We start from the raw sequence: 18743 nt of genomic DNA on the forward strand, positions 1-18743 counted from the left end.
CATTCTGACGTCGCCACTCGACATTTGCCCCAGCTTGCCATCCATGACTTTCAACGCAATCGATAACGTCCTTGCCTCAACAGAGCGAGCGCTGCGGATCATGGCGCTGCGCCAACTGGATCTGCTCGACACGCCACCGGAAGAGGCCTTTGACGATATTGCACAGCTTGCGGCGGATCTGTGCGGCTGCACCATGGCTGGCGTGTCTTTCCTAGACAAAGAACGCCAGTGGTTCAAGGCAAGGATCGGCGATCTCCCTCAGGAGATCGCCATTCATGAATCCATTGGCGCCGATAACAGCAGCGACAGAGGCGTTGTCAGCATCGCTGACCTCGCGCAACATCCTGCATTCCGGTCCAATCCTCTCGTCACAGGCAAACCGCATCTGCGTTTTTATGCGGCGGCTCCCATCATTACAGAAGATGGCGTATCCATCGGATCGCTCTGCGTCTTCGACAGCAATCCTCGTTCAACGCCACTCACGCAAAAGCAAGAGAATGGCCTCCTGGCGCTCGCCCGTTCTATCACGCGCGAGATCAAGTTGCGGGAGTTGAGCAGAAGCCGCATGTCGTCACCGACAGTCGATCAGAGCGGCATCGAAGCTGCCGATGGCGATCAAGCCCAGCCCGGCGAGCTATATGAGGTTGAATATCGTCTGCGTCATCATTCCGGCGACTATCGTCGGGTCACATCTCGCGTCCATCCCGTTCGCGACAGCCAAGGCAGAGTGGAGCGATGGATCGGCACGAGCACCGATATCGATGCTTTGAGCCAGACGCGATCCGTCTATTCGACCAATGCGGAATTCGCGGAAAGGCTTCTCGCGAGCTTTGACGGCTCCGTCATGGTGATCGACTTGGAAGGCCGTATCCAATTCATGAACGACAGCGGTCGGCAGGCGATGAGGCTCAATGGAGCTGCCGATATCGAGGGGAGCTCGTGGCTTAAGATCTGGGCCAATTCTTATCAGGATAAGGCGCTTAAAGCCTTGGAAGGCGCACTCTCCGGCAAGTCGGGACATTTCCAGGCTCTGGGTCCGGCAATGGAAGGAGAGCCTAAATGGTGGGATGTTTCCATCTCACCCATTCTGGGTCACGACAACGGACCTGAAGCTCTGCTTTGCATTGCCCGTGACATCACGGATTTCCAGAAAACCGAGCAAAGTCTTCGCCGCAACCAGGAACGCTACCGGTCTCTTGTCGAGGCCAGCACGGCCCTTGTCTGGCGAGCAAACAGCAATGGCGACGTGATCGAGAGTTGGGGCTGGAAGGAGTTCACCGGACAAAGTGCGGATGAGATACGAGGCCACGGCTGGCTCTCTGCCGTGCATCCGGATGATCGCGGCCGTGTCGCCGAAACCTGGCTCAATCTCTTTCGATCAGAGAAATTCGGAACGGCGGAATATCGTGTGCTGATGCCGAATGGAGAGTATCGGTGGATGCTCGCAACAGGAATCCCATTGGCCGATTCACAGGGCACGGTGCTGGAATGGATCGGCTCGCTCACGGATATTCATGAGCGCAAGGCTGCCGCCGAACATCTGCGGATGAGTGAGCAGAGACATCGCGCCCTGATCGAGACCAGCACCGCGATTGGCTGGCGCGCTGCCGCCGACGGCACCTATCTCGAAGGATGGGGCTGGCGTGAATTCTGCGGCCAGGATCCCGTTACCGGCGCTCCTTTAGGGTGGCTCGACATTGTGCACCCGGAAGACCGGGAGCATGCAGACTTGGCCTGGCAGGAAGCCGTCGTCACGAGAGAACCGGCGAAGATCGTGCACCGGATCCAAAATCTGGACGGCGAATACCGCTGGGTCTTCTGCAGAGCCGTTCCGCTCCTGAACGATGCGGGAGAGGTCCAGGAATGGGCCGGCACCATTTCGGATATTCATGATCGCCGCGCCGCCGAGGACAAGTTGCGCGACAGCGAAGAGCGCCTTCGCCTCGCCATTGAGACCACGGGTCTTGGAATCTGGGACCACAACATCGTCACGGGCCATCGCCAGTGGACGCCGGAAACTTATGAAATCTTCGGTCTCAAGCCGAGCGCCTCGGTCAACAGAGACACCGCTCTCCAGTTGGTCCACGCGGAAGATCGCGATCGGGTGGCGAGCGCATTCTTTGCGCAGCCACATGAAGGACCTCTCACCTACAGCGATACTTTCCGCATCTTCAGGGCGGATACCGGCGAGGAGCGCTGGATCATGGCCGTCGGCAGAACCGTCCTGAACCAGGACGGCACGCCGATCCGCAAGATCGGCACTGCGCAGGACATCACAGCCCGAAAGATCGCAGAAATTGCGCTTCGGGCGAGTGAAGAGCGTTCCAGCCGAAGCGAGGCTCACCTGCGCTCCATTCTCGAAACCGTTCCCGATGCGATGATCGTCTCCGATGCGAAAGGCATCATCAAATCTTTCAGCGCGACGGCCGAACACGTCTTCGGCTATCTGCCGGAAGAGGTGATAGGCACCAATGTGAAGTTCCTCATGCCCCTGCCCTATCGCGAGCAGCATGACGGCTATATGAACCGCTATCTCCGCACGGGCGAGCGTCGCATCATCGGCAATGGCCGCGTGGCCATGGCGCAGCGCAAGGACGGCTCGACCTTTCCCATGGAAGTGCAGGTCGGCGAGATGGATTGGGAAGGCGAGCGATACTTCACCGCCTTCATTCGCGACTTGACCGAGCGCCAATATACCGAGATGCGCATGCAGGAGCTTCAGTCAGAGCTGGCCTACATGTCGCGTCTCACGGCAATGGGAGAAATGGGCTCGACCCTGGCGCACGAGATCAATCAGCCTCTCACGGCTATCGCCAGCTATCTCAAGGGATGCCGCCTGATCCTTGACCGCATGCAGGGAGACGAAGTCGCAACTCTCAAACTCGCCGTTGATGAAGCGGCGGAGGAAGCCCTGCGCGCCGGCGAAGTTATCCGCCAACTGAGAGAATTCGTCGCCCGTGGAGAAACGGAACACCGGATCGAGGATCTTCAGCGCCTCGTGGAGGAGGCTAGCGCGCTAGGCCTCGTCGGCGCGAAGGAAAAGGGCGTACAGGTCGAATTCGATTTCCCGTCGACAAGCCCGCAGGTCATCGTCAACCGGGTCCAAATTCAGCAGGTCCTCATCAATCTTCTGCGCAATGCCGTGGAAGCCATGCACGGAATACAGCAGCGTTCTCTGACAATCAGCGCCAGAATCGTGCAGGATGGCCCAATGGTCCAGGTCAGCATCAAAGATACCGGATCTGGCATTGCGCCGGAAGTTCTGCGCAAACTCTTCACACCATTCAACACCACCAAGAAAAGCGGCATGGGTGTGGGTTTGTCGATCTGCAGGACGATCGTCGAATCTCACGGCGGGAAGATCTGGGCCGACTCGACGCCCGGTGAGGGAACCACGTTCCACTTCACCCTCAAGCATGTCGATCCCAACGAAATTTCCTTCCTGGACGCGTTTCGCTGAGATTACGGACTGCCTACAGGGATAAGCCTAGATCGCCATGCTCATCGCGCCGCCTGTTCCGCCTGACGCAAATATGAACTCGCTTGTCTTGCCGGACTCATTCACGGGTAGAAAACGAAAGAGCGTTGAACGAATAGGTTCATCGTCTCTGTTCGAGCCCTGAGGCAGCCAATCGACATCCACCCGGTGATTGGCGTGATGCACGGAGATGATCTCCGCCCCGAGCGTCTTGAGCTTCAATCGGAGCCCGATGAAACGCTCATAGAAATCCTTGTCGCCGACGGCGGGATCAATCTTCACGGGACAATGGGCAGTCATTGCACATCCCTCTCGCTGATAGGACGGATTGCAAGCAATCATTGCTTGCGTCATGCCCTGAATAGCGGCGAGGCCTTGCGTGAGGCTGGTGAGGCGCAGCGGGTGAACGTGTCTTGCCTGGAGTGGGCCTGAGCGATTCGAAGATCGCTACCCAAAAACAGGCCGCATCGAAAAAGCAGATCGCAGCAAAAGCATCCCAAAACGGGATGTAACTTTGAGTGCACGGATTTTTGGAAAGGTGTCTCTACCAAGCCCAAAGGCTGAGAGAAGTAATGGCGCGCCCGAAAGGATTCGAACCTCTGACCCCCAGATTCGTAGTCTGGTGCTCTATCCAGCTGAGCTACGGGCGCTTGGTCGGCAGGTCGTTGCGGGAAGCAACATCAGCCGAGGCGGGTGACTTAAAGGGTTCTGACGCGCTTGGCAAGCCTCCTCTGGCGAGATTTTACACAAGCTTCATTTTGCCTCCGCAAGCACGGTCCGATCGGGGATCGTAATCCGGAAACAGGTATGCCCGTCCGTATCGTCCAGGCTGATCGTGCCGCCATGGAGCTGGACCAGCTCCGCCACGATCGTCAGTCCCAAACCCGTACCGCCTTTGCGAGCCGAGCTTTGGAAAGGCGTGAACATATCGGCCCGCACTCGCTCAGGGATTCCGGGGCCATTGTCCTCAATCAGAATGGTAACGCTGTTTCCCTCACGCCGCGCCGTGACGTCGATGCAGGGCTGCCCATGGGGAGAGCCGGCCTGGCTCAAGGCCTGCACCGCATTACGCACGAGATTCACGAGCACGCGCGAGAGTTGGTCCTTGTCCGCATCGATCATCAGCCCTTCGGGGACGTGGGACTTGAAGGCGATGCCGACCTCGGGGGCAAGATCTGTCAGATTCGACAGGTCCTCGATCAGGGGAGCGAGGGGAATCAGTCGACGCTGCGGCAGCGGCTCCGTCGCGCGGCCATAGGCGAGCGTCGTTTCGCAGAAGGCGATGGCCCGGTCGAGGGTGGCCACGAGACGCGGCGCCACACGCTGCGCCGTGTCGTCGTTCACCCGCTCCAGGCGGTCCGTCAGAAGCTGGGCCGTGGTGAGCATGTTGCGCAGCTCATGATTGATCTTGCTGACCGCAAGGCCCAGCTGGGCGAGCCGTCTCTTCTGGCGAAGCTCGTCCGCGAGAGTGGTTTCCATCCGCGCCAGGGCCTGCTCGGCCAGTCCGATCTCGTCGATCCGGTCCGTCGGCTGGATGACGCGGGAAGCATCCTCCGGATTGCCGGAGAATTCCGCGATATTGCCGGTGAGACGCCGCACCGGCCGCACGATCACCCATTGCAGGGTCAGGTAAACGAGGCTCGCCGTGATGACCGAGATGAAGAGCGAAAGCAGCAGAATGTTGCGCGAGAAAACAAGCATGGCCGCGCGCAGGGGATGCTGGTCGATGATGAGTTCAACGAAATCGACACCCATGCCGTGGCCGATCACCCGAATCGGCTTGTCCTGGGGATTGAAAAGGGCATCGAAGGCATCGGCAACGAGAATGGCCCAGCTCGCGTCGCGCAGATCGACGGTTTTTCCCACTTCAGGTGGAACATCGCCTGCCGCCAGAAGGCTGCGCCGCCCAGCGCCCTGCAGGGCGATGGCCTGGGCACCCACGCCCTGGAGAAGACGCAGTTCGAGCTCCTCGGGCAGGCTTTCCTCGGGCGCGGCATCGAGCACCATGGCGGCGATCTGAGCCGCGGCGATGCGGTCGTTCAGCCAAGTTTGGCGGAAATTGGCGATGGAAGGCACATAGATCAGCACTTCCGCGATCATCACGAACAGGATCGTCAACAGCAGAAGGCGCGCGGAGAGCCCGAATTGGCTCAGGATCCGCCCCGTCAATGTCTGCGGCAGTTCGACGTTCATGCCCGCCTTAACCTCAAGCGGTGAGACGGACCGACCGCTCGCCGCATCCCAGAATTCTGAAGCCCGGACTTCAGAAACTCCACCCTCGCGCTCTGCGTCGCCTCGGAGAAAGTGAGGTAGGGATAGACCAAGCCGGCAAGATCGGAAACATCCAATCCATCAGTCATGGCTGCCCCTTGTGCGCCAGTATCGGAGGAGAATGGGCGCCAGGGCCAGGATTCCCAAGACCGAGAGGGCGATCAGCAGTTCGGACGTCAGAAGGCTTTCCACGGAAAAGTCGACGGCACAATCGGCCCTCCCGACGGCCTGGCATTGCTGGCGGGCTCTTTCGTGCTCCGCCACGACCCTGTCGAGCCCGGAACCTGCGAAGGCAAAGGCGAAACAGGCGGGCAGCATGCCCAGCCAGGTCGCCAGCACATAGCTTTTCAGCGGCATGCCAAAGAAGGCGGCGGCCAGATTGGTCAGCCAGAAAGGGATGACCGGCATCAGGCGCAGGGAAAGAAGGTAGGAGAACGCCTGCATGCGGAAGCCCGCCGCCAAGGCCTGGAGCCTGCGCCCCGCCCGCTTCAGAAGAGGTTTCCCCAGAGAGGTGCGGGCAATGAGGAAAAGGCTCGTCGCCCCCAGAGTGGCCGACAGGGATGCTGCCGCTCCTCCGATAAGCCAGCCGAAAAGGTAGCCGCCGATGGCGCTCAGAAAGGCGGAGGCAGGCAGGGAAAGCGTGACGGCGGCAACGTAGACGAACACGTAAAGGCCAAGCATGGCCGGAAGGTTTCCGGTCGCCATCGCCCGAAGCTGAGCCTGATACTGGATGAAGGCATCAAACCTCAGGGACCTGTGGAGGCCGGTTGCGAAAACCATTCCCATGGCAGCCAGCAGGACCAAAAGGGGTAAATATTGCCAGAATTTAAGCCCCTTGGACCCGTCCTCAGGCCTGTCGTCTTGGTCTTCCACGCTTCCTCCGGCTCATGAATGCCTATATAGAGCCTTGGTCGCCCGGGCCTACCGGCCGGCTCCGGCATAAATCTTGAGCAGCCTCTTTGCCGCATAAAGGCCAGAGTGGCGTTGACTTTGCCCCTCCATTCCGTCATAAGCCGCGCAAGCTGACAGCGCTCTTCGTGGGCGCTGATCGTTTTTTCGAGACAGTTTCGGGGGCAACCCCTTCTAACCAGACGGGCGCGAGCCTTCGAGCACCGCTGCCCCTATCGACCGGAGATGTGCCGTGAAGAGGACGTATCAACCGAGCAAGCTGGTTCGCAAGCGCCGCCACGGCTTCCGTGCGCGCATGGCGACCAAGGGCGGCCGTAAGGTCATTGCTGCTCGCCGCGCCCATGGCCGCAAGCGCCTTTCGGCGTAAGCAGCCTTAGGACCCCCGATGCGCGAGCCTCGCGCAGATTTGACCATCGGGCGTCTGACGAAAAGACCTGACTTCGTCGCGGCGGCCTCCGGCCGCCGCTTTCATACGGAGCGGATGACAGTGCAGGCACGCCTGCGCGATCCTTCCGACACAGGCACCTTAGGCACCGGCCTTCGGGTCGGCCTGACCGTCACGAAGCGTGTCGGGCACGCCACCGAGCGCAACCGGATCAAGCGTCGACTCCGGACCGCCGTTCCCACGGCAGGGCTGGACTTCGCAACCATCGATGCGGACGTCGTCATCATCGGACGACGCGAGATCTTGACGGCGGATTACAACGTGCTCATCGACGATCTCCGACGTGCTCTGCGGGTTGTAACCAAGCCGAAAAGCGCCCACCTCTCGGATCGACCCCTCCCCTCCTCACCTCCCCTCAAAGGCGAGCGTCGCGGACATTCCCATGCGTGAAGACAACAGAAATCTGATCCTCGCCATCGCCATGTCGCTGGCGGTCCTGCTGGGCTGGCAATATTTCTTTGCCGCTCCCCAGGCTGAAAAGCAGCGCCAAGCGGCGCAGCAGCAATCCACGCAGGTGAATCCCAACGCACCCAACCAGCCTGCAAGCCCGAGCCAGGCTGGCGGAGCCGCTCCTACGGTTCCTGGAACGGTGCCGGCCACGCCGGTTGCGCCCGCGATCCTGCCTCGTGAGGCGGCCCTCGCCGCCACGAAGCGCGTCGCCATCGATACGCCTGCCATCGCAGGCTCGATCAACCTGCGCGGCGGCCGCATCGACGACGTGGCGCTGAAAAACTACCGCGAGACGGTGGATCCCAAGAGCGCAAATATCGTGCTCCTGTCTCCGGAAGGCACGCAGAACCCCTATTATGCGGAATTCGGCTGGCTCGGCGCTCAGGCGGGCCCCCTGCCCAACGCCGCGACCGAATGGACCGCCGACCGCGATCGTCTGACCCCCTCGACCCCCGTAACCCTCTCCTGGGATAACGGCCAGGGCCTCGTCTTCCGCCGCACGATCTCCGTCGACGACAAGTTCATGTTCACGGTCAAGAGCACGGTCGAGAATCGCGGCTCCGCCGCTGTGGCCCTGCAGCCTTATGGTCTCGTGTCCCGTCACGGCAAACCGGTGACGCTGGGCTATTACGTTCTCCACGAAGGCATGATCGGCGTCATGGGCGACAATGGTCTGCAGGAGGTCAAGTACGACAGCCTCGACAAGGAAACGCCGGTCGCTGGCACCAATGTCTCGCAGAAGGCTTGGGACGGCCTGCAGGGCGGCTTCCTCGGCATCACGGACAAGTACTGGGCTGCCACCGTCATTCCCGATCAGGCAATTACCTATCAGGGCGCCTTCACCTCGCAGCAGAGCCAGGCGGGCCGCACCTATAACGCGTTCATGCAGGGCGCGGCGCAGACGATCCAGCCGGGCAACACGGTGGAATCCACGCAGCGCTTCTTCGCCGGCGCGAAGGAAACGGCGACCGTCGATGCGTATCAAGCCTCTCTCGGCATCAAGAACTTCGATCTCATGATCGATTGGGGCTGGTTCTACTTCATCACCAAGCCGCTCTTTAAGGTGCTGGACTTCTTCTATCACCTGTTCGGCAATTTCGGCATCGCGATCCTGCTCGTGACCGTGATCCTGAAGATCCTCTTCTTCCCGCTCGCTAACAAGTCCTATGCCTCCATGGCGAAGATGAAAGCGGTGCAGCCGGAAATGGCCTCGATCCGCGAGCGCTATGCCGACGACAAGATGAAGCAGCAGCAGGCGCTGATGGAGCTTTACCGCAAGGAGAAGATCAATCCGGTTGCGGGCTGCTGGCCGGTGCTGATCCAGATCCCGGTGTTCTTCGCGCTCTACAAGGTGCTCTTCGTCACCATCGAAATGCGCCATGCGCCGTTCTTCGGCTGGATTCGCGATCTCGCGGCTCCCGATCCGACAACCATCTTCAACCTCTTCGGTCTCCTGCCCTACAATCCGGGCGCAGTGCCGGTGGTCGGCCATTTCCTCATGCTCGGCGTATGGCCGATCCTCATGGGCATCACCATGTGGCTGCAGATGAAGATGAATCCGGAGCCGCCGGACCCGGTTCAGAAGCAGGTCTTCGCCTGGATGCCGGTGATCTTCACCTTCATGCTCGGCTCGTTCCCCGCCGGCCTCGTGATCTACTGGGCCTGGAACAACCTTCTCTCGGTCTCGCAGCAGGCCTTCATCATGAAGCGCAACGGTGTGAAGATCGAACTGTGGGACAATCTGCGCAAGACGTTCGCGCGCAAGAGCGCGACCCAGAGCTGAGGTTGCAACCTTCCGACATGATCATCCCCGGGCAAGTCCCGGGGATTTTCTTTTGGGCATCGCGCTTCGCTTCTCGGATTTCCGTTGCGCCCTTCGGCCCATGCCCTACATGCGGAAGTGAAAACTTTTGCAGCTCTGGCGCATGGACACACTTCTACGATACCCGCACCCGCGCGAAATCGAGCTGAAGCTCGAGATAGCCTCCGGCCATGCCGATGCGTTGCTCGCGCATCCCTTGCTTGCTCTGGCGCGACCATTGCCGGAGGAGAGCGGAAACCTTCATGCCACGTATTTCGACACGCCCGATCATATCCTGCGGCGGGCAGGTTTGACGCTGCGCATTCGCCGCAAGAATGCGCGTCTGATCCAGACCATCAAAGCGGAAAGCGGCCCGCGCGGGCTCGCCCTCGATCGCGGAGAATGGGAGCGCCCGGTCGAAAACGGCATCGATCTCGCAGCAGCGACAGGCACGCCTCTTGCTCCCATTCTCACGGAGGATGGAACGCGTGAAAGAATCGCTCCCGTCTTCACCATCGAAACCGACAGGCGAGCCTTCCTGATCGTTCGTGACGAAGCTGTGATCGAGATCGCGCTCGATCAGGCAAAAATTTCAGCGGCGTCCCGTCATCACTCCTTCTGCGAGGTGGAGCTCGAACTGAAGAAAGGCGATCCTTCTCACCTGTTCGCTGTCGCCTGCGAGCTTGCCGAAACCATTCCCCTTCGACTGTCACCGTTCACGAAGTCGGACCGTGGATACGATCTGATCGATGACATGACCGCACGGCCCGTCACGGCAGAGGCGATCGACTTGCCGTCCAGTACATCATGTGCCGAGGCTTTCGCGATCATCGCCCGCTCCTGCCTCAGCCAGATCGTCAGGAACGAGGCCCTGTTTCGCCGAACGAAGGATGCGGAAGCCCTGCATCAGCTGCGCATCGGCTTCCGCCGTCTCCAGGCCGCCACTTCCCTCTTCAAACCGATGTTGCTGGATCGGGAGAGCCGGAATGTGAAGGATCGTCTTCGATGGGCAGGCAGGCAACTCGGCCCCGCGCGTGATCTCGATGTGCTGATCGGCAGTGTGCACAAGCCTGCCGATGTAGGAGCCCATGCCGCAGAGTTGCGGAGAGCCGAGAAGAAGCGCGCCAAAGCCTATGACACGCTGCTCAACACGCTTTCATCCCCACGCTTCATGCGCACCATACTGCGAACCGCTGCCTGGATCGAAGCGGGTCGTTGGCGGACGCGCGACAAGCGCGGCGTCTCGCAGATGCGTGAACGTCTGATCAGGGATTATGCACCGGGAGAGCTTGCACGACGCTGGAAACCCATTCGCAAGCGCCTGAAGCAGGTCGCCATATTGGAGGCCGAGGATAGGCATGCTCTTCGCCTGCGCATCAAGAAGCTGCGCTACATTTCCGAGTTCCTTGAAGGGCTTTTCTTGGACCTTTCGAAGAAGCCTGACCGCTCCTGGCTGACGACCTTCAAGCGCCTTCAGGACATTTTAGGCGAGCTGAACGATATCGTCGTCGGCTCCAGCATCCTGCCGGCCTTGGCCCAATCGGACCCGGAGCGGGCCAGACGCCGCAAGAAGAAGCTGCTGTCCCAGGCCGAAGCGTCAGCCCGGACCTTACGCAAATCGGACCCCTTCTGGGTCTGAGATCCCCGTCACGGCATGGGACGGCTTCGCTCCACGGCTTGAAGATTGTCCTCCAAGCGCCGATAAGGGATGCCATGACCGACATGGCACCTGACACAGACCCCTTCATCGAGATTGGCCGCAAGCTCTTTGCGGGCGAGGCCGATTTCATCTGGGCTTCGAACTCCCTGAAGAACCTGCCCCCCATGAGCAAGGTGGAAATCGCCTTCGCGGGGCGCTCCAACGTGGGCAAGTCGAGCCTCGTGAACGCCCTCACCGGGCGCAATACGCTCGCGCGCACCTCGCATACGCCGGGCCGTACGCAGCAGCTCAACTTCTTCAACATCAACGACCGGTTTCACTTGGTGGACATGCCCGGCTACGGCTATGCGGCGGTGGACAAGCAGAAGGTGGAATCCTGGACGCAGCTGATCCACGATTACCTGCGCGGCCGCGCGAGCCTTGCCCGCGTCTATGTGCTGATCGATGCGCGCCATGGCATCAAGCCGGTGGACGAGGCTGTTCTCGAAACATTGGGAACCGCAGCCGTTTCCTACCAGATCGTCCTGACGAAGGCCGACGAGCTGAAGCCGGGCGAGTTGGAGAAACGGATCGCCGATACGCAGCAGAAGATCGCAAAACGCGCCGCAGCTTTCCCGGTGATCCTGCATACATCGAGCCGCTCGAGCCTGGGCATCCCCGAACTGCGCGCCGAGATCGCGCGGCTTCTCAGCGAGCGGGGCGCCCTGTGAATCTGGCGACCCGCCTGCTGATTGCCCTGGCGGGGCTCTCCGGCGCCCTGGGCGTCGGCCTCTCCGCGGCTGCCGCCCATATCACCGGCGGCAACCTCACCACGGCGGCGCAGTTCCTGCTGTTCCACGCCCCGAGCCTGCTGGCGCTCGCGGCCCTGATCACGGCAGGCGCAGTTCATCCGACTTTGGCGCAGGTGGCAGGTTATGTGCTGGTACTGGGCCTTGCCCTGTTCTGCGGCGACCTCTCCAGGCGTGCTTTTGCCGGCGTTGCGCTCTTTCCCAGAGCAGCACCTATGGGAGGTATCCTCCTGATGCTCGGCTGGGTTCTGGTGGGTGTGTCGGCCCTTCTTCGCCTGCGGGGCTGAAGTCCTTGTTTGCATGAGGCCCCTGTTCAGCTAGAACGCAGGCCGTTTCGTTCTTCTTCCACCCGCTGGAGCCGCCTATGACCGACCCCAAACAGCTCCCCGACGTCCATGTGCAGGCCGAGGTGCTCGTTCAGGCCCTGCCGCACATGCAGCGCTATGACCAGCAGGTCGTGGTGATCAAGTATGGCGGCCATGCCATGGGTGACCGTGCGGCAGCCGAGGACTTTGCCGAGGACGTGGTGTTGCTCGAACAATCGGGCATCAAGCCCATCGTCGTTCATGGCGGCGGGCCGCAGATCGGCAAGATGCTGGAAAAGCTCGGCATCAAGTCCGAGTTCAAGGGCGGTCTGCGGGTGACGGACCAGGCTACGGTCGAGGTCGTGGAGATGGTGCTCGCGGGTTCCATCAACAAGCAGATCGTGGGCTGGATCGGCACCGAGGGCGGCAAGGCCGTGGGCCTATCCGGCAAGGACGGCAACATGGTGGTGGCCCGCAAGGCGACCCGGACTGCCGTGGACCCGGATTCCAACATCGAGAAGGTGGTGGATCTCGGCTTCGTCGGTGAGCCGGAAAAGGTGAACCGCGAGGTTCTGGACCAGGTTCTCAGCGCCGAGCTGATCCCGGTTCTTGCCCCCGTCGCCATCGGCCAGGACGGCCAGACCTACAACGTCAATGCGGATACCTTCGCCGGCGCCATTGCCGGCGCCATGACGGCCAAGCGCCTCCTGCTGCTGACCGACGTTCCCGGCGTCCTGGACAAGAACAAGAACCTGATCCCCGAGATGACCATCGAGGATTGCCGCCGCCTCATCGCCGACGGCACCATCACCGACGGCATGATCCCGAAGATCGAAACCTGCATCTACGCCCTGGAACGGGGCGTGGAGGCCGTGGTCATCCTCGACGGCAAGGTGCCTCACGCGGTGCTTCTGGAACTGTTCACGGATCACGGCGCCGGCACTCTGATACGGCGGGGTTGAGCAGCCCCTTCCCGGCTGCCGGAACAACGACTATATTGAAGTCAGTGGGGCCACACGGCCCCATTGTCGTCTCTAGGGTTTCATGAACGCCAAGCCGCCTGTCGAAAACCATCTTTCCGCCCCGGATTCCCGAGTCTTCTCGCACGTGGACACCTGGGTCTTCGATCTCGACAATACGCTCTATCCGCATACCTCGCGGGTCTGGCCGCAGATTGACGAACGCATCACCCTGTATGTTGCGAACCTGTTCGGCTTAGATGGAATATCATCCAAAGCCCTGCAGAAATTTTTCTATCACAAGTATGGTACGACCCTGCGAGCACTGATCGATCAATACGATATCGATCCGACCGATTTTCTCGATTTCGCGCATGACATCGACCACACGGATATCGAGCTGAACGCCAGCCTTGGACAGGCGATCGAGAAGCTGCCGGGCCGCAAGCTCATTCTGACCAACGGCTCACGCAAACACGCCGAGAATGTTGCAAGGAAGATCGGTATTCTCGATCATTTCGAGGACGTCTTTGACATTGCGTCCTCCAACTTCGTCCCCAAACCCGAGCGGCGCGCTTACGAAGTGTTCCTCGATAGGCATGGGGTCGATCCGTCGCGTGCAGCCATGTTCGAGGATATCGCCAAAAACCTTACCGTTCCGCACGAACTCGGCATGACGACTACCCTCATCGTGCCGAAGACATTCGATCCGTTCCGCGAAAGCTTCGAGCAGGAAGCGGTGAAGACACCCGAGATTGATTACATCACGAACGACCTAGCGGATTTCCTGCATAAAGTCCTAGCAAGGCCTAGCGCGAAACCTGCCTGAAAGGCGCAGCAGGCAACAAGTTCTCTAGTCGTACTTCTTACTGTCAAGCTTATTTATGCAAATATTCTTTGCAATTGCTTAGAGTCATATTTGTGATACGTTATCTCATATCGATTATTAGGCAGAGGCCCCAATGGCTATCTATAATGCTGATTTGAATGCCTATCTTCTTGAAGAAGGCGAAGAAGTTTTCACTCCCGCCAATCAGGACGACACTCCCCTGAAGGTGATCGGCAACGCACTTGCCAACATCATTTCCGGCAGCAATGGCGACGATACGCTCGACGGCGGCAGCGGCGCTGATGTGCTGAGCGGCGGTATCGGTGACGACACTTACATTGTCGACAATTCCTCCGACAAGGTCGTCGAGCAGGCGGACGAAGGTTATGACACCGTCATCGCATCCGTGAACTACAATATTGGGCCCAACAACGGCATTGAAGCACTGATCGCTGCCGAAGGCAGCGACTCACTCGTGCTGGTCGGCAACGGCCTCGATAATCTGATCGTCGGCAGCAACGGCCATGATACGCTCAATGGCGGCGTTGGCGCGGATGTGATGATTGGTGGCTCGGGGGACGATGTCTATATCGTCGACAACAGCGGTGACAAGGCTGTTGAAACCGCTGACGGCGGCTTCGACACGATTGTCACCACAGCCAATTATGCACTGGGTCCGAATGCCGGCATCGAAGTCCTGCGCGCGGCGGAAAGTGTTCAGACCGGCTTGGCGTTGACCGGCAATGCCTTCGCCAACTTGATCATCGGCGGCATGGGCCATGACACCCTGAACGGTGCTGGTGGTGCCGATACGATGCAGGGCGGTGCGGGGAACGACCGTTACATCATCGACAATCTCAATGATTGGGCAGTGGAAAGCATCGGCAGCGGCAACGATACCGCTGTGGTTTCGGTCGCGAACTACGATGTCACCCGGCTCAAGAACATCGAGAGCGTTGTCCTCGTCGGCGCAGCCATCGGCAATACGGGCGGAAGCGTCTCCGTCACGGGCTCGAGCGGGAAGTTCACGTTCCAGGGCGGCACCAAGAAGGAAACCATCAAAGGGACGATCGGCAACGACAAGATCGCCGGCGGTCTCGGCAACGATGTGCTGATGGGCGGCAGAGGCAAGGATACGTTCGCCTTCAATACGAAGCTCGACAAAAAGCTGAATGTGGACAGCATTCGCGACTTCAGCGTGAGAGACGACAGCATCTCCCTCGCGCATGGCGTCTTCAAGACCATCAAGAAGATGGGCACCTTGTCGGCAAGCGAATTCCGCATCGGCACGAAGGCGCTCGATGGGAATGATCACATTCTCTACAATCGCGCGACCGGTAAGCTTTATTACGATGCGGATGGATCCGGCAAAGGCGCAGCAATTCATTTTGCGACCGTTGGCGCACATCTGTCCCTGACGAACAAGGACTTCTTCCTCGTTTGATAGAGACTGGGGGCAAGAACGGAAACGGCGGCCGAGAGGCCGCCGTTTCTTTTTAGGACGCCTACTCTTTAAGCAGCCTTCGTGTTGATCTTGCTCTCGGCAATGCGGTTCAGCTTCTGATCAGTGGCTTTTTCCTGATCGAGAATCTGGTGCAGCACGCCGGCGCAATCCTCGCGACCGAGCTGCTTGGCCCAAGCGACCAGCGTGCCGTAGCGGGTGATTTCGTAATGCTCGACGGCCTGTGCGGCAGCAAGCAGCGCGGCATCGAGAACCTGCGGATCGGCAATATCGCCGGCAATGTCCTGCGCTTCATCGATAATGCCGTCGATGGCCGGGCAGGTCACGCCCTTCGGATCGTGGCCGTGCATACGGAAGACCTGCTCGACCATCTGAATCTGCTGCTGGGTCTCGCCCAGATGCGTCTGGAAGGCTTGCTTCAGCTGAGGATCGGAAGCCTTCTCGATCATCTGCGGCAGCGCCTTCGTGATCTGCTGCTCGGCGTAATAGATGTCCTGCAGAGTGTGAACAAAAAGATCGTCCAGAGATTTGATGTCTTTCGACAGGAGGCCCATAGCCTAAATCCTTCCCGATGTTTGATATCGTCCAAAGGCGAGCGCCAAAATTCGCTTAAGCGTCGGCTAGCCTGGGAAGAACGTCGTGAAGGAGAAGCGGTTCCGAGCCTATTCGACGACCCGAAGATCCCGCCCTTGCAGCCGCAGCATCTCGGCGCGCGCATCAGCATCGCCATCCTCGAATTCGAGACTTTCGATCCGCTCGCCGCGCTTGACGATTTTCTCTGTCGAGACGCGGATCTGAGCAACATCATCCTGCGCCTGACGGAAATGCGCATCGAGCTTGGCCACGCGGCTATCGAGCCGTGTGACATCCTCGAGGAGTTTTTGCACCTCGACCTGGATCACGCGGGCCTCCTCCCGAATGCGGGCATCGCGTACGAGCGCCTGAAGAACCTGAATCGCCAATGTAAGAAGCGAGGGTGAAACGATGACAATCCGCGCCCGATGCGCCTTCTGCACTACGTCATCGAAATGTTCGGCGAGATCCGCATAGATCGACTCTGCCGGCACGAAGAGTATGGCGATATCCTGTGTCTCACCAGGAATGAGATATTTCTCCGCGATGTCCTTCACATGCACCAGCATGTCGCTGCGCACCCTGCTCGCTGCGCGGGTGCGGGCCTCCTCGCCCTTCGCTTCACGGAACGAGGTAAACCCCTCCAATGGGAACTTGGCATCGATCACGAGGCCGCGCGTATCGCCGGGCAGACGCACGAGGCAATCGGGCCGTGTACGGTTGGAAAGCGTCGCCTGGAATTCGAAGGCGCTCGGAGGCAGCCCATCACGGATGATCGCCTCCATGCGGCCCTGGCCATAGGCGCCCCGGCTCTGCTTGTTGGCGAGAATGTCCTTCAGCCCGACGAGCTCACCGGTGAGATTGCTGAGGTTCTGCTGCGCGGCGTCAATGACGGCGAGCCGCTCATTGAGCTTCGACAGGTTTTCGCTCTGATGGCGCGTCGAGGCCTCAAGCCCCTGCCCGACCCGATGCTGGAGCCCATCGATCCGCTCGGAGATCATGCGCACGAAATCGCTCTGGCGAGAACCGAAGACCTCGGCCATGGTCTGCATGCGCCCGGTCATCTCCGCCTGGATGCGGGTGAACTCGGCCATCTTGTCGTCCATCTCCCTGGCGCGCTCCTCGGCGAGCGCGGCCTCCAAAGCCTTCTCCCGGCGCGTTTTAAGCAGGAGCATGGTCACGAGGACAAGGAGCAGCAGGCCCAGCCCAGCCATGCCGGTGACGATATGGCCCCAGGTAAGGGCATGATTGCCGAGAATGAGGACGATATCGCTCATGGCCAAGCTTCCAGTTGACGGCAGCATCCGAACATATCACGAACGATTTGACCATCCTTCTGGAAGCCCTTATCTCCCGCGATCATGACCATCAGACCCCTCGTTATCATCCCCGACTCCAAGCTCCGTCTGGTTTCCGAGCCCATTAAGGAAATCACGAAGGATATCCGCCAGCTGGCCGACGACATGCTGGAAACCATGTACGACGCCCCCGGCGTAGGCCTGGCCGCGATCCAGATCGGTGAGCCGATCCGTATGGTGACCATGGACGTGTCGAAATCCGAGGACGAGCGTCAGCCCTTGGTGCTGATCAATCCGGAGATCATCTGGGCCTCGGAGGAGAAGCGGGTCTACGAGGAAGGCTGCCTCTCGATCCCCGAATATTACGAGGAGGTCGAGCGGCCGGACCGGGTGCGCTTCCGCTACATGAACATCAACGGAGAGATGATCGAGCAGGACGCGGACGGGTTGATGGCCACCTGCGTGCAGCACGAGATCGACCATCTGAACGGCGTGCTGTTCATCGACTATCTTTCCAAGCTCAAGCGGGACCGGGTGATGACCAAGTTCAAGAAGGCCGCCAAGCGCGAGGCCGGAGCATGAGCCTGCGCGTCGTCTTCATGGGCACGCCCGATTTCGCGGTGCCCACGCTCGCGGAGATCGTCGGCCAGGGTCATGAGGTCGTCGCGGTCTATACCCGCGAGCCCGCCGCCGCTGGGCGCGGCATGGAGCTGAAACCCTCGCCCGTTCACAAGATGGCGGAGCGGTTTGGCATCCCGGTCTTCACCCCGAAGACCCTGCGGACCGAAGAAGCAGTGGAGCAATTCCGCAGCTTTGATGCTGATGTAGCCGTCGTGGTGGCTTATGGCATGATCCTGCCCAAGGCGATCCTGGAAGCGCCGGAACTCGGCTGCCTCAACCTTCACGCCTCCCTCCTTCCCCGCTGGCGCGGCGCTGCTCCGATCCAGCGCGCGATCATGGCAGGCGACAAGGAAACGGCTGCTGCCGTCATGAAGATGGAAGAGGGCCTCGATACGGGCCCCGTCGCCATGGTCGAGAAGGTGGCGATCACCTCCGACATGAATGCCGGCGAACTTCATGACAAGCTCATGTTTCTCGGCGCCGACCTGATGGTGCGCGCACTCGCCGCCCTGTCCCGTGGCGGCTTGGGCTTCACGCCGCAGCCGGAAGAAGGCGTGACTTACGCCCACAAGCTGAAGAACGAGGATGCGCGCATCGATTGGGCGAAACCCGCCCAGGCCGTGCACGACCACATCCGTGGCCTCTCCCCCTTCCCCGGCGCCTTCTTCACCGCCGATTTCGGCAAGGGCGAGGAGCGGGTAAAGGTGATCAAGGCCGCCTTGGGAAAAAGCGGCGGCGATGCAGGGATACTGCTTGGCACCGATGGTACGGTAGCCTGCGGCGATGGATCCGTGCGCTTGATCCAGGTTCAGCGCGCCGGCAAGGGACCCGTCGCCTTTGATGAATTCCTGCGAGGCGTGAGGATCGATCTGGGCGCCCGCTTTTCCTGAGAGC

General features: G+C 60.3%; 17 protein-coding genes and 1 tRNA gene. 12 read left to right on the plus strand and 6 right to left on the minus strand.

Features of this window, described 5'->3' with window-relative positions:
• The first annotated feature begins 100 nt into the window (after positions 1-100).
• The gene (locus MJ639_RS17885) at positions 101-3460 is read left to right on the plus strand and encodes a PAS domain S-box protein (RefSeq protein WP_341482669.1); all 3360 of its coding nucleotides are present in this window, start codon (positions 101-103) and stop codon (positions 3458-3460) included.
• A 27-nt stretch (positions 3461-3487) separates the two neighbouring features.
• Here MJ639_RS17885 and MJ639_RS14525 read toward each other — a convergent pair whose 3' ends face one another.
• The 4 genes from MJ639_RS14525 to MJ639_RS14540 form a co-directional block, all read right to left on the minus strand.
• Positions 3488-3778 carry a hypothetical protein gene (locus tag MJ639_RS14525; protein WP_243374217.1) on the minus strand — a complete coding sequence of 97 codons (291 nt, stop codon included), beginning with the start codon at positions 3776-3778 and terminating at the stop codon, positions 3488-3490.
• Positions 3779-4051: 273 nt separating this feature from the next.
• Positions 4052-4128, minus strand: a tRNA-Arg gene (locus MJ639_RS14530).
• A gap of 103 nt (positions 4129-4231) precedes the next feature.
• Positions 4232-5671, minus strand: coding sequence for a sensor histidine kinase (locus MJ639_RS14535; RefSeq protein WP_243374218.1), 1440 nt, complete (start codon positions 5669-5671; stop codon positions 4232-4234).
• Between the two features lie 159 nt (positions 5672-5830).
• Positions 5831-6622, minus strand: coding sequence for a TVP38/TMEM64 family protein (locus tag MJ639_RS14540; RefSeq protein ID WP_243374220.1), 792 nt, complete (start codon positions 6620-6622; stop codon positions 5831-5833).
• 268 nt (positions 6623-6890) lie between these two features.
• On the opposite strand from MJ639_RS14540, the gene rpmH reads away from it, so the two are divergent.
• From rpmH to MJ639_RS14585, 9 genes are all read left to right on the plus strand, one after another.
• Positions 6891-7025, plus strand: a complete 135-nt coding sequence (rpmH, locus tag MJ639_RS14545; RefSeq protein ID WP_027314822.1) for a 50S ribosomal protein L34 — start codon at positions 6891-6893, stop codon at positions 7023-7025.
• Between the two features lie 18 nt (positions 7026-7043).
• Positions 7044-7493 carry a ribonuclease P protein component gene (rnpA, locus tag MJ639_RS14550; protein WP_243374222.1) on the plus strand — a complete coding sequence of 150 codons (450 nt, stop codon included), beginning with the start codon at positions 7044-7046 and terminating at the stop codon, positions 7491-7493.
• The gene (yidC, locus tag MJ639_RS14555) at positions 7486-9336 is read left to right on the plus strand and encodes a membrane protein insertase YidC (protein ID WP_243374224.1); all 1851 of its coding nucleotides are present in this window, start codon (positions 7486-7488) and stop codon (positions 9334-9336) included. Before rnpA ends, yidC begins: the two co-directional genes overlap by 8 nt.
• 142 nt (positions 9337-9478) lie before the next feature.
• Entirely contained in the window at positions 9479-10993 is a 1515-nt protein-coding gene (locus tag MJ639_RS14560; protein WP_243374226.1) for a CYTH and CHAD domain-containing protein, read from the plus strand.
• A gap of 74 nt (positions 10994-11067) precedes the next feature.
• Entirely contained in the window at positions 11068-11724 is a 657-nt protein-coding gene (yihA, locus tag MJ639_RS14565) for a ribosome biogenesis GTP-binding protein YihA/YsxC (protein ID WP_243374236.1), read from the plus strand.
• Entirely contained in the window at positions 11721-12089 is a 369-nt protein-coding gene (locus tag MJ639_RS14570; protein ID WP_243374239.1) for a DUF423 domain-containing protein, read from the plus strand. Before yihA ends, MJ639_RS14570 begins: the two co-directional genes overlap by 4 nt.
• Before the next feature lie 77 nt (positions 12090-12166).
• Positions 12167-13069 (plus strand): acetylglutamate kinase, encoded by a 903-nt coding sequence (gene argB / locus MJ639_RS14575; RefSeq protein ID WP_243374241.1) that lies wholly within the window; start codon positions 12167-12169, stop codon positions 13067-13069.
• Positions 13070-13151: 82 nt separating this feature from the next.
• Positions 13152-13895, plus strand: a complete 744-nt coding sequence (locus MJ639_RS14580; RefSeq protein WP_243374243.1) for a pyrimidine 5'-nucleotidase — start codon at positions 13152-13154, stop codon at positions 13893-13895.
• Positions 13896-14028: 133 nt separating this feature from the next.
• Positions 14029-15339 (plus strand): calcium-binding protein, encoded by a 1311-nt coding sequence (locus MJ639_RS14585; protein ID WP_243374245.1) that lies wholly within the window; start codon positions 14029-14031, stop codon positions 15337-15339.
• 68 nt (positions 15340-15407) lie between these two features.
• On the opposite strand, the gene MJ639_RS14590 is transcribed toward MJ639_RS14585, so the two are convergent.
• Both MJ639_RS14590 and MJ639_RS14595 read right to left on the minus strand, forming a co-directional pair.
• Positions 15408-15911 (minus strand): YciE/YciF ferroxidase family protein, encoded by a 504-nt coding sequence (locus MJ639_RS14590; RefSeq protein WP_243374247.1) that lies wholly within the window; start codon positions 15909-15911, stop codon positions 15408-15410.
• A 108-nt stretch (positions 15912-16019) separates the two neighbouring features.
• A complete protein-coding gene (locus MJ639_RS14595; protein ID WP_243374250.1) occupies positions 16020-17207 on the minus strand; it encodes a DNA recombination protein RmuC in 1188 nt (395 codons plus the stop codon).
• A gap of 84 nt (positions 17208-17291) precedes the next feature.
• On the opposite strand from MJ639_RS14595, the gene def reads away from it, so the two are divergent.
• Positions 17292-17810, plus strand: a complete 519-nt coding sequence (def, locus tag MJ639_RS14600) for a peptide deformylase (RefSeq protein WP_243374252.1) — start codon at positions 17292-17294, stop codon at positions 17808-17810.
• A complete protein-coding gene (gene fmt, locus MJ639_RS14605; protein WP_243374254.1) occupies positions 17807-18739 on the plus strand; it encodes a methionyl-tRNA formyltransferase in 933 nt (310 codons plus the stop codon). The genes def and fmt overlap by 4 nt, the downstream gene beginning before the upstream one ends.
• The last annotated feature ends 4 nt before the right edge of the window (positions 18740-18743 follow it).

This window comes from Microvirga solisilvae, from assembly GCF_022808595.1.
In the GTDB taxonomy this organism is placed as follows: domain Bacteria; phylum Pseudomonadota; class Alphaproteobacteria; order Rhizobiales; family Beijerinckiaceae; genus Microvirga; species Microvirga solisilvae.

What these genes read in the sequence shown, in the direction of transcription:
- MJ639_RS17885 (WP_341482669.1), top strand. Translation starts at nt 101, where the DNA reads ATGGCGCTGCGCCAACTGGATCTGCTCGACACGCCACCGGAAGAGGCC.
- MJ639_RS14525 (WP_243374217.1), bottom strand. Translation starts at nt 3,778, where the DNA reads ATGACTGCCCATTGTCCCGTGAAGATTGATCCCGCCGTCGGCGACAAG.
- MJ639_RS14535 (WP_243374218.1), bottom strand. Translation starts at nt 5,671, where the DNA reads ATGAACGTCGAACTGCCGCAGACATTGACGGGGCGGATCCTGAGCCAA.
- rnpA (WP_243374222.1), top strand. Translation starts at nt 7,044, where the DNA reads ATGCGCGAGCCTCGCGCAGATTTGACCATCGGGCGTCTGACGAAAAGA.
- yidC (WP_243374224.1), top strand. Translation starts at nt 7,486, where the DNA reads ATGCGTGAAGACAACAGAAATCTGATCCTCGCCATCGCCATGTCGCTG.
- MJ639_RS14560 (WP_243374226.1), top strand. Translation starts at nt 9,479, where the DNA reads ATGGACACACTTCTACGATACCCGCACCCGCGCGAAATCGAGCTGAAG.
- yihA (WP_243374236.1), top strand. Translation starts at nt 11,068, where the DNA reads ATGACCGACATGGCACCTGACACAGACCCCTTCATCGAGATTGGCCGC.
- argB (WP_243374241.1), top strand. Translation starts at nt 12,167, where the DNA reads ATGACCGACCCCAAACAGCTCCCCGACGTCCATGTGCAGGCCGAGGTG.
- MJ639_RS14580 (WP_243374243.1), top strand. Translation starts at nt 13,152, where the DNA reads ATGAACGCCAAGCCGCCTGTCGAAAACCATCTTTCCGCCCCGGATTCC.
- MJ639_RS14585 (WP_243374245.1), top strand. Translation starts at nt 14,029, where the DNA reads ATGGCTATCTATAATGCTGATTTGAATGCCTATCTTCTTGAAGAAGGC.
- MJ639_RS14590 (WP_243374247.1), bottom strand. Translation starts at nt 15,911, where the DNA reads ATGGGCCTCCTGTCGAAAGACATCAAATCTCTGGACGATCTTTTTGTT.
- MJ639_RS14595 (WP_243374250.1), bottom strand. Translation starts at nt 17,207, where the DNA reads ATGAGCGATATCGTCCTCATTCTCGGCAATCATGCCCTTACCTGGGGC.
- def (WP_243374252.1), top strand. Translation starts at nt 17,292, where the DNA reads ATGACCATCAGACCCCTCGTTATCATCCCCGACTCCAAGCTCCGTCTG.
- fmt (WP_243374254.1), top strand. Translation starts at nt 17,807, where the DNA reads ATGAGCCTGCGCGTCGTCTTCATGGGCACGCCCGATTTCGCGGTGCCC.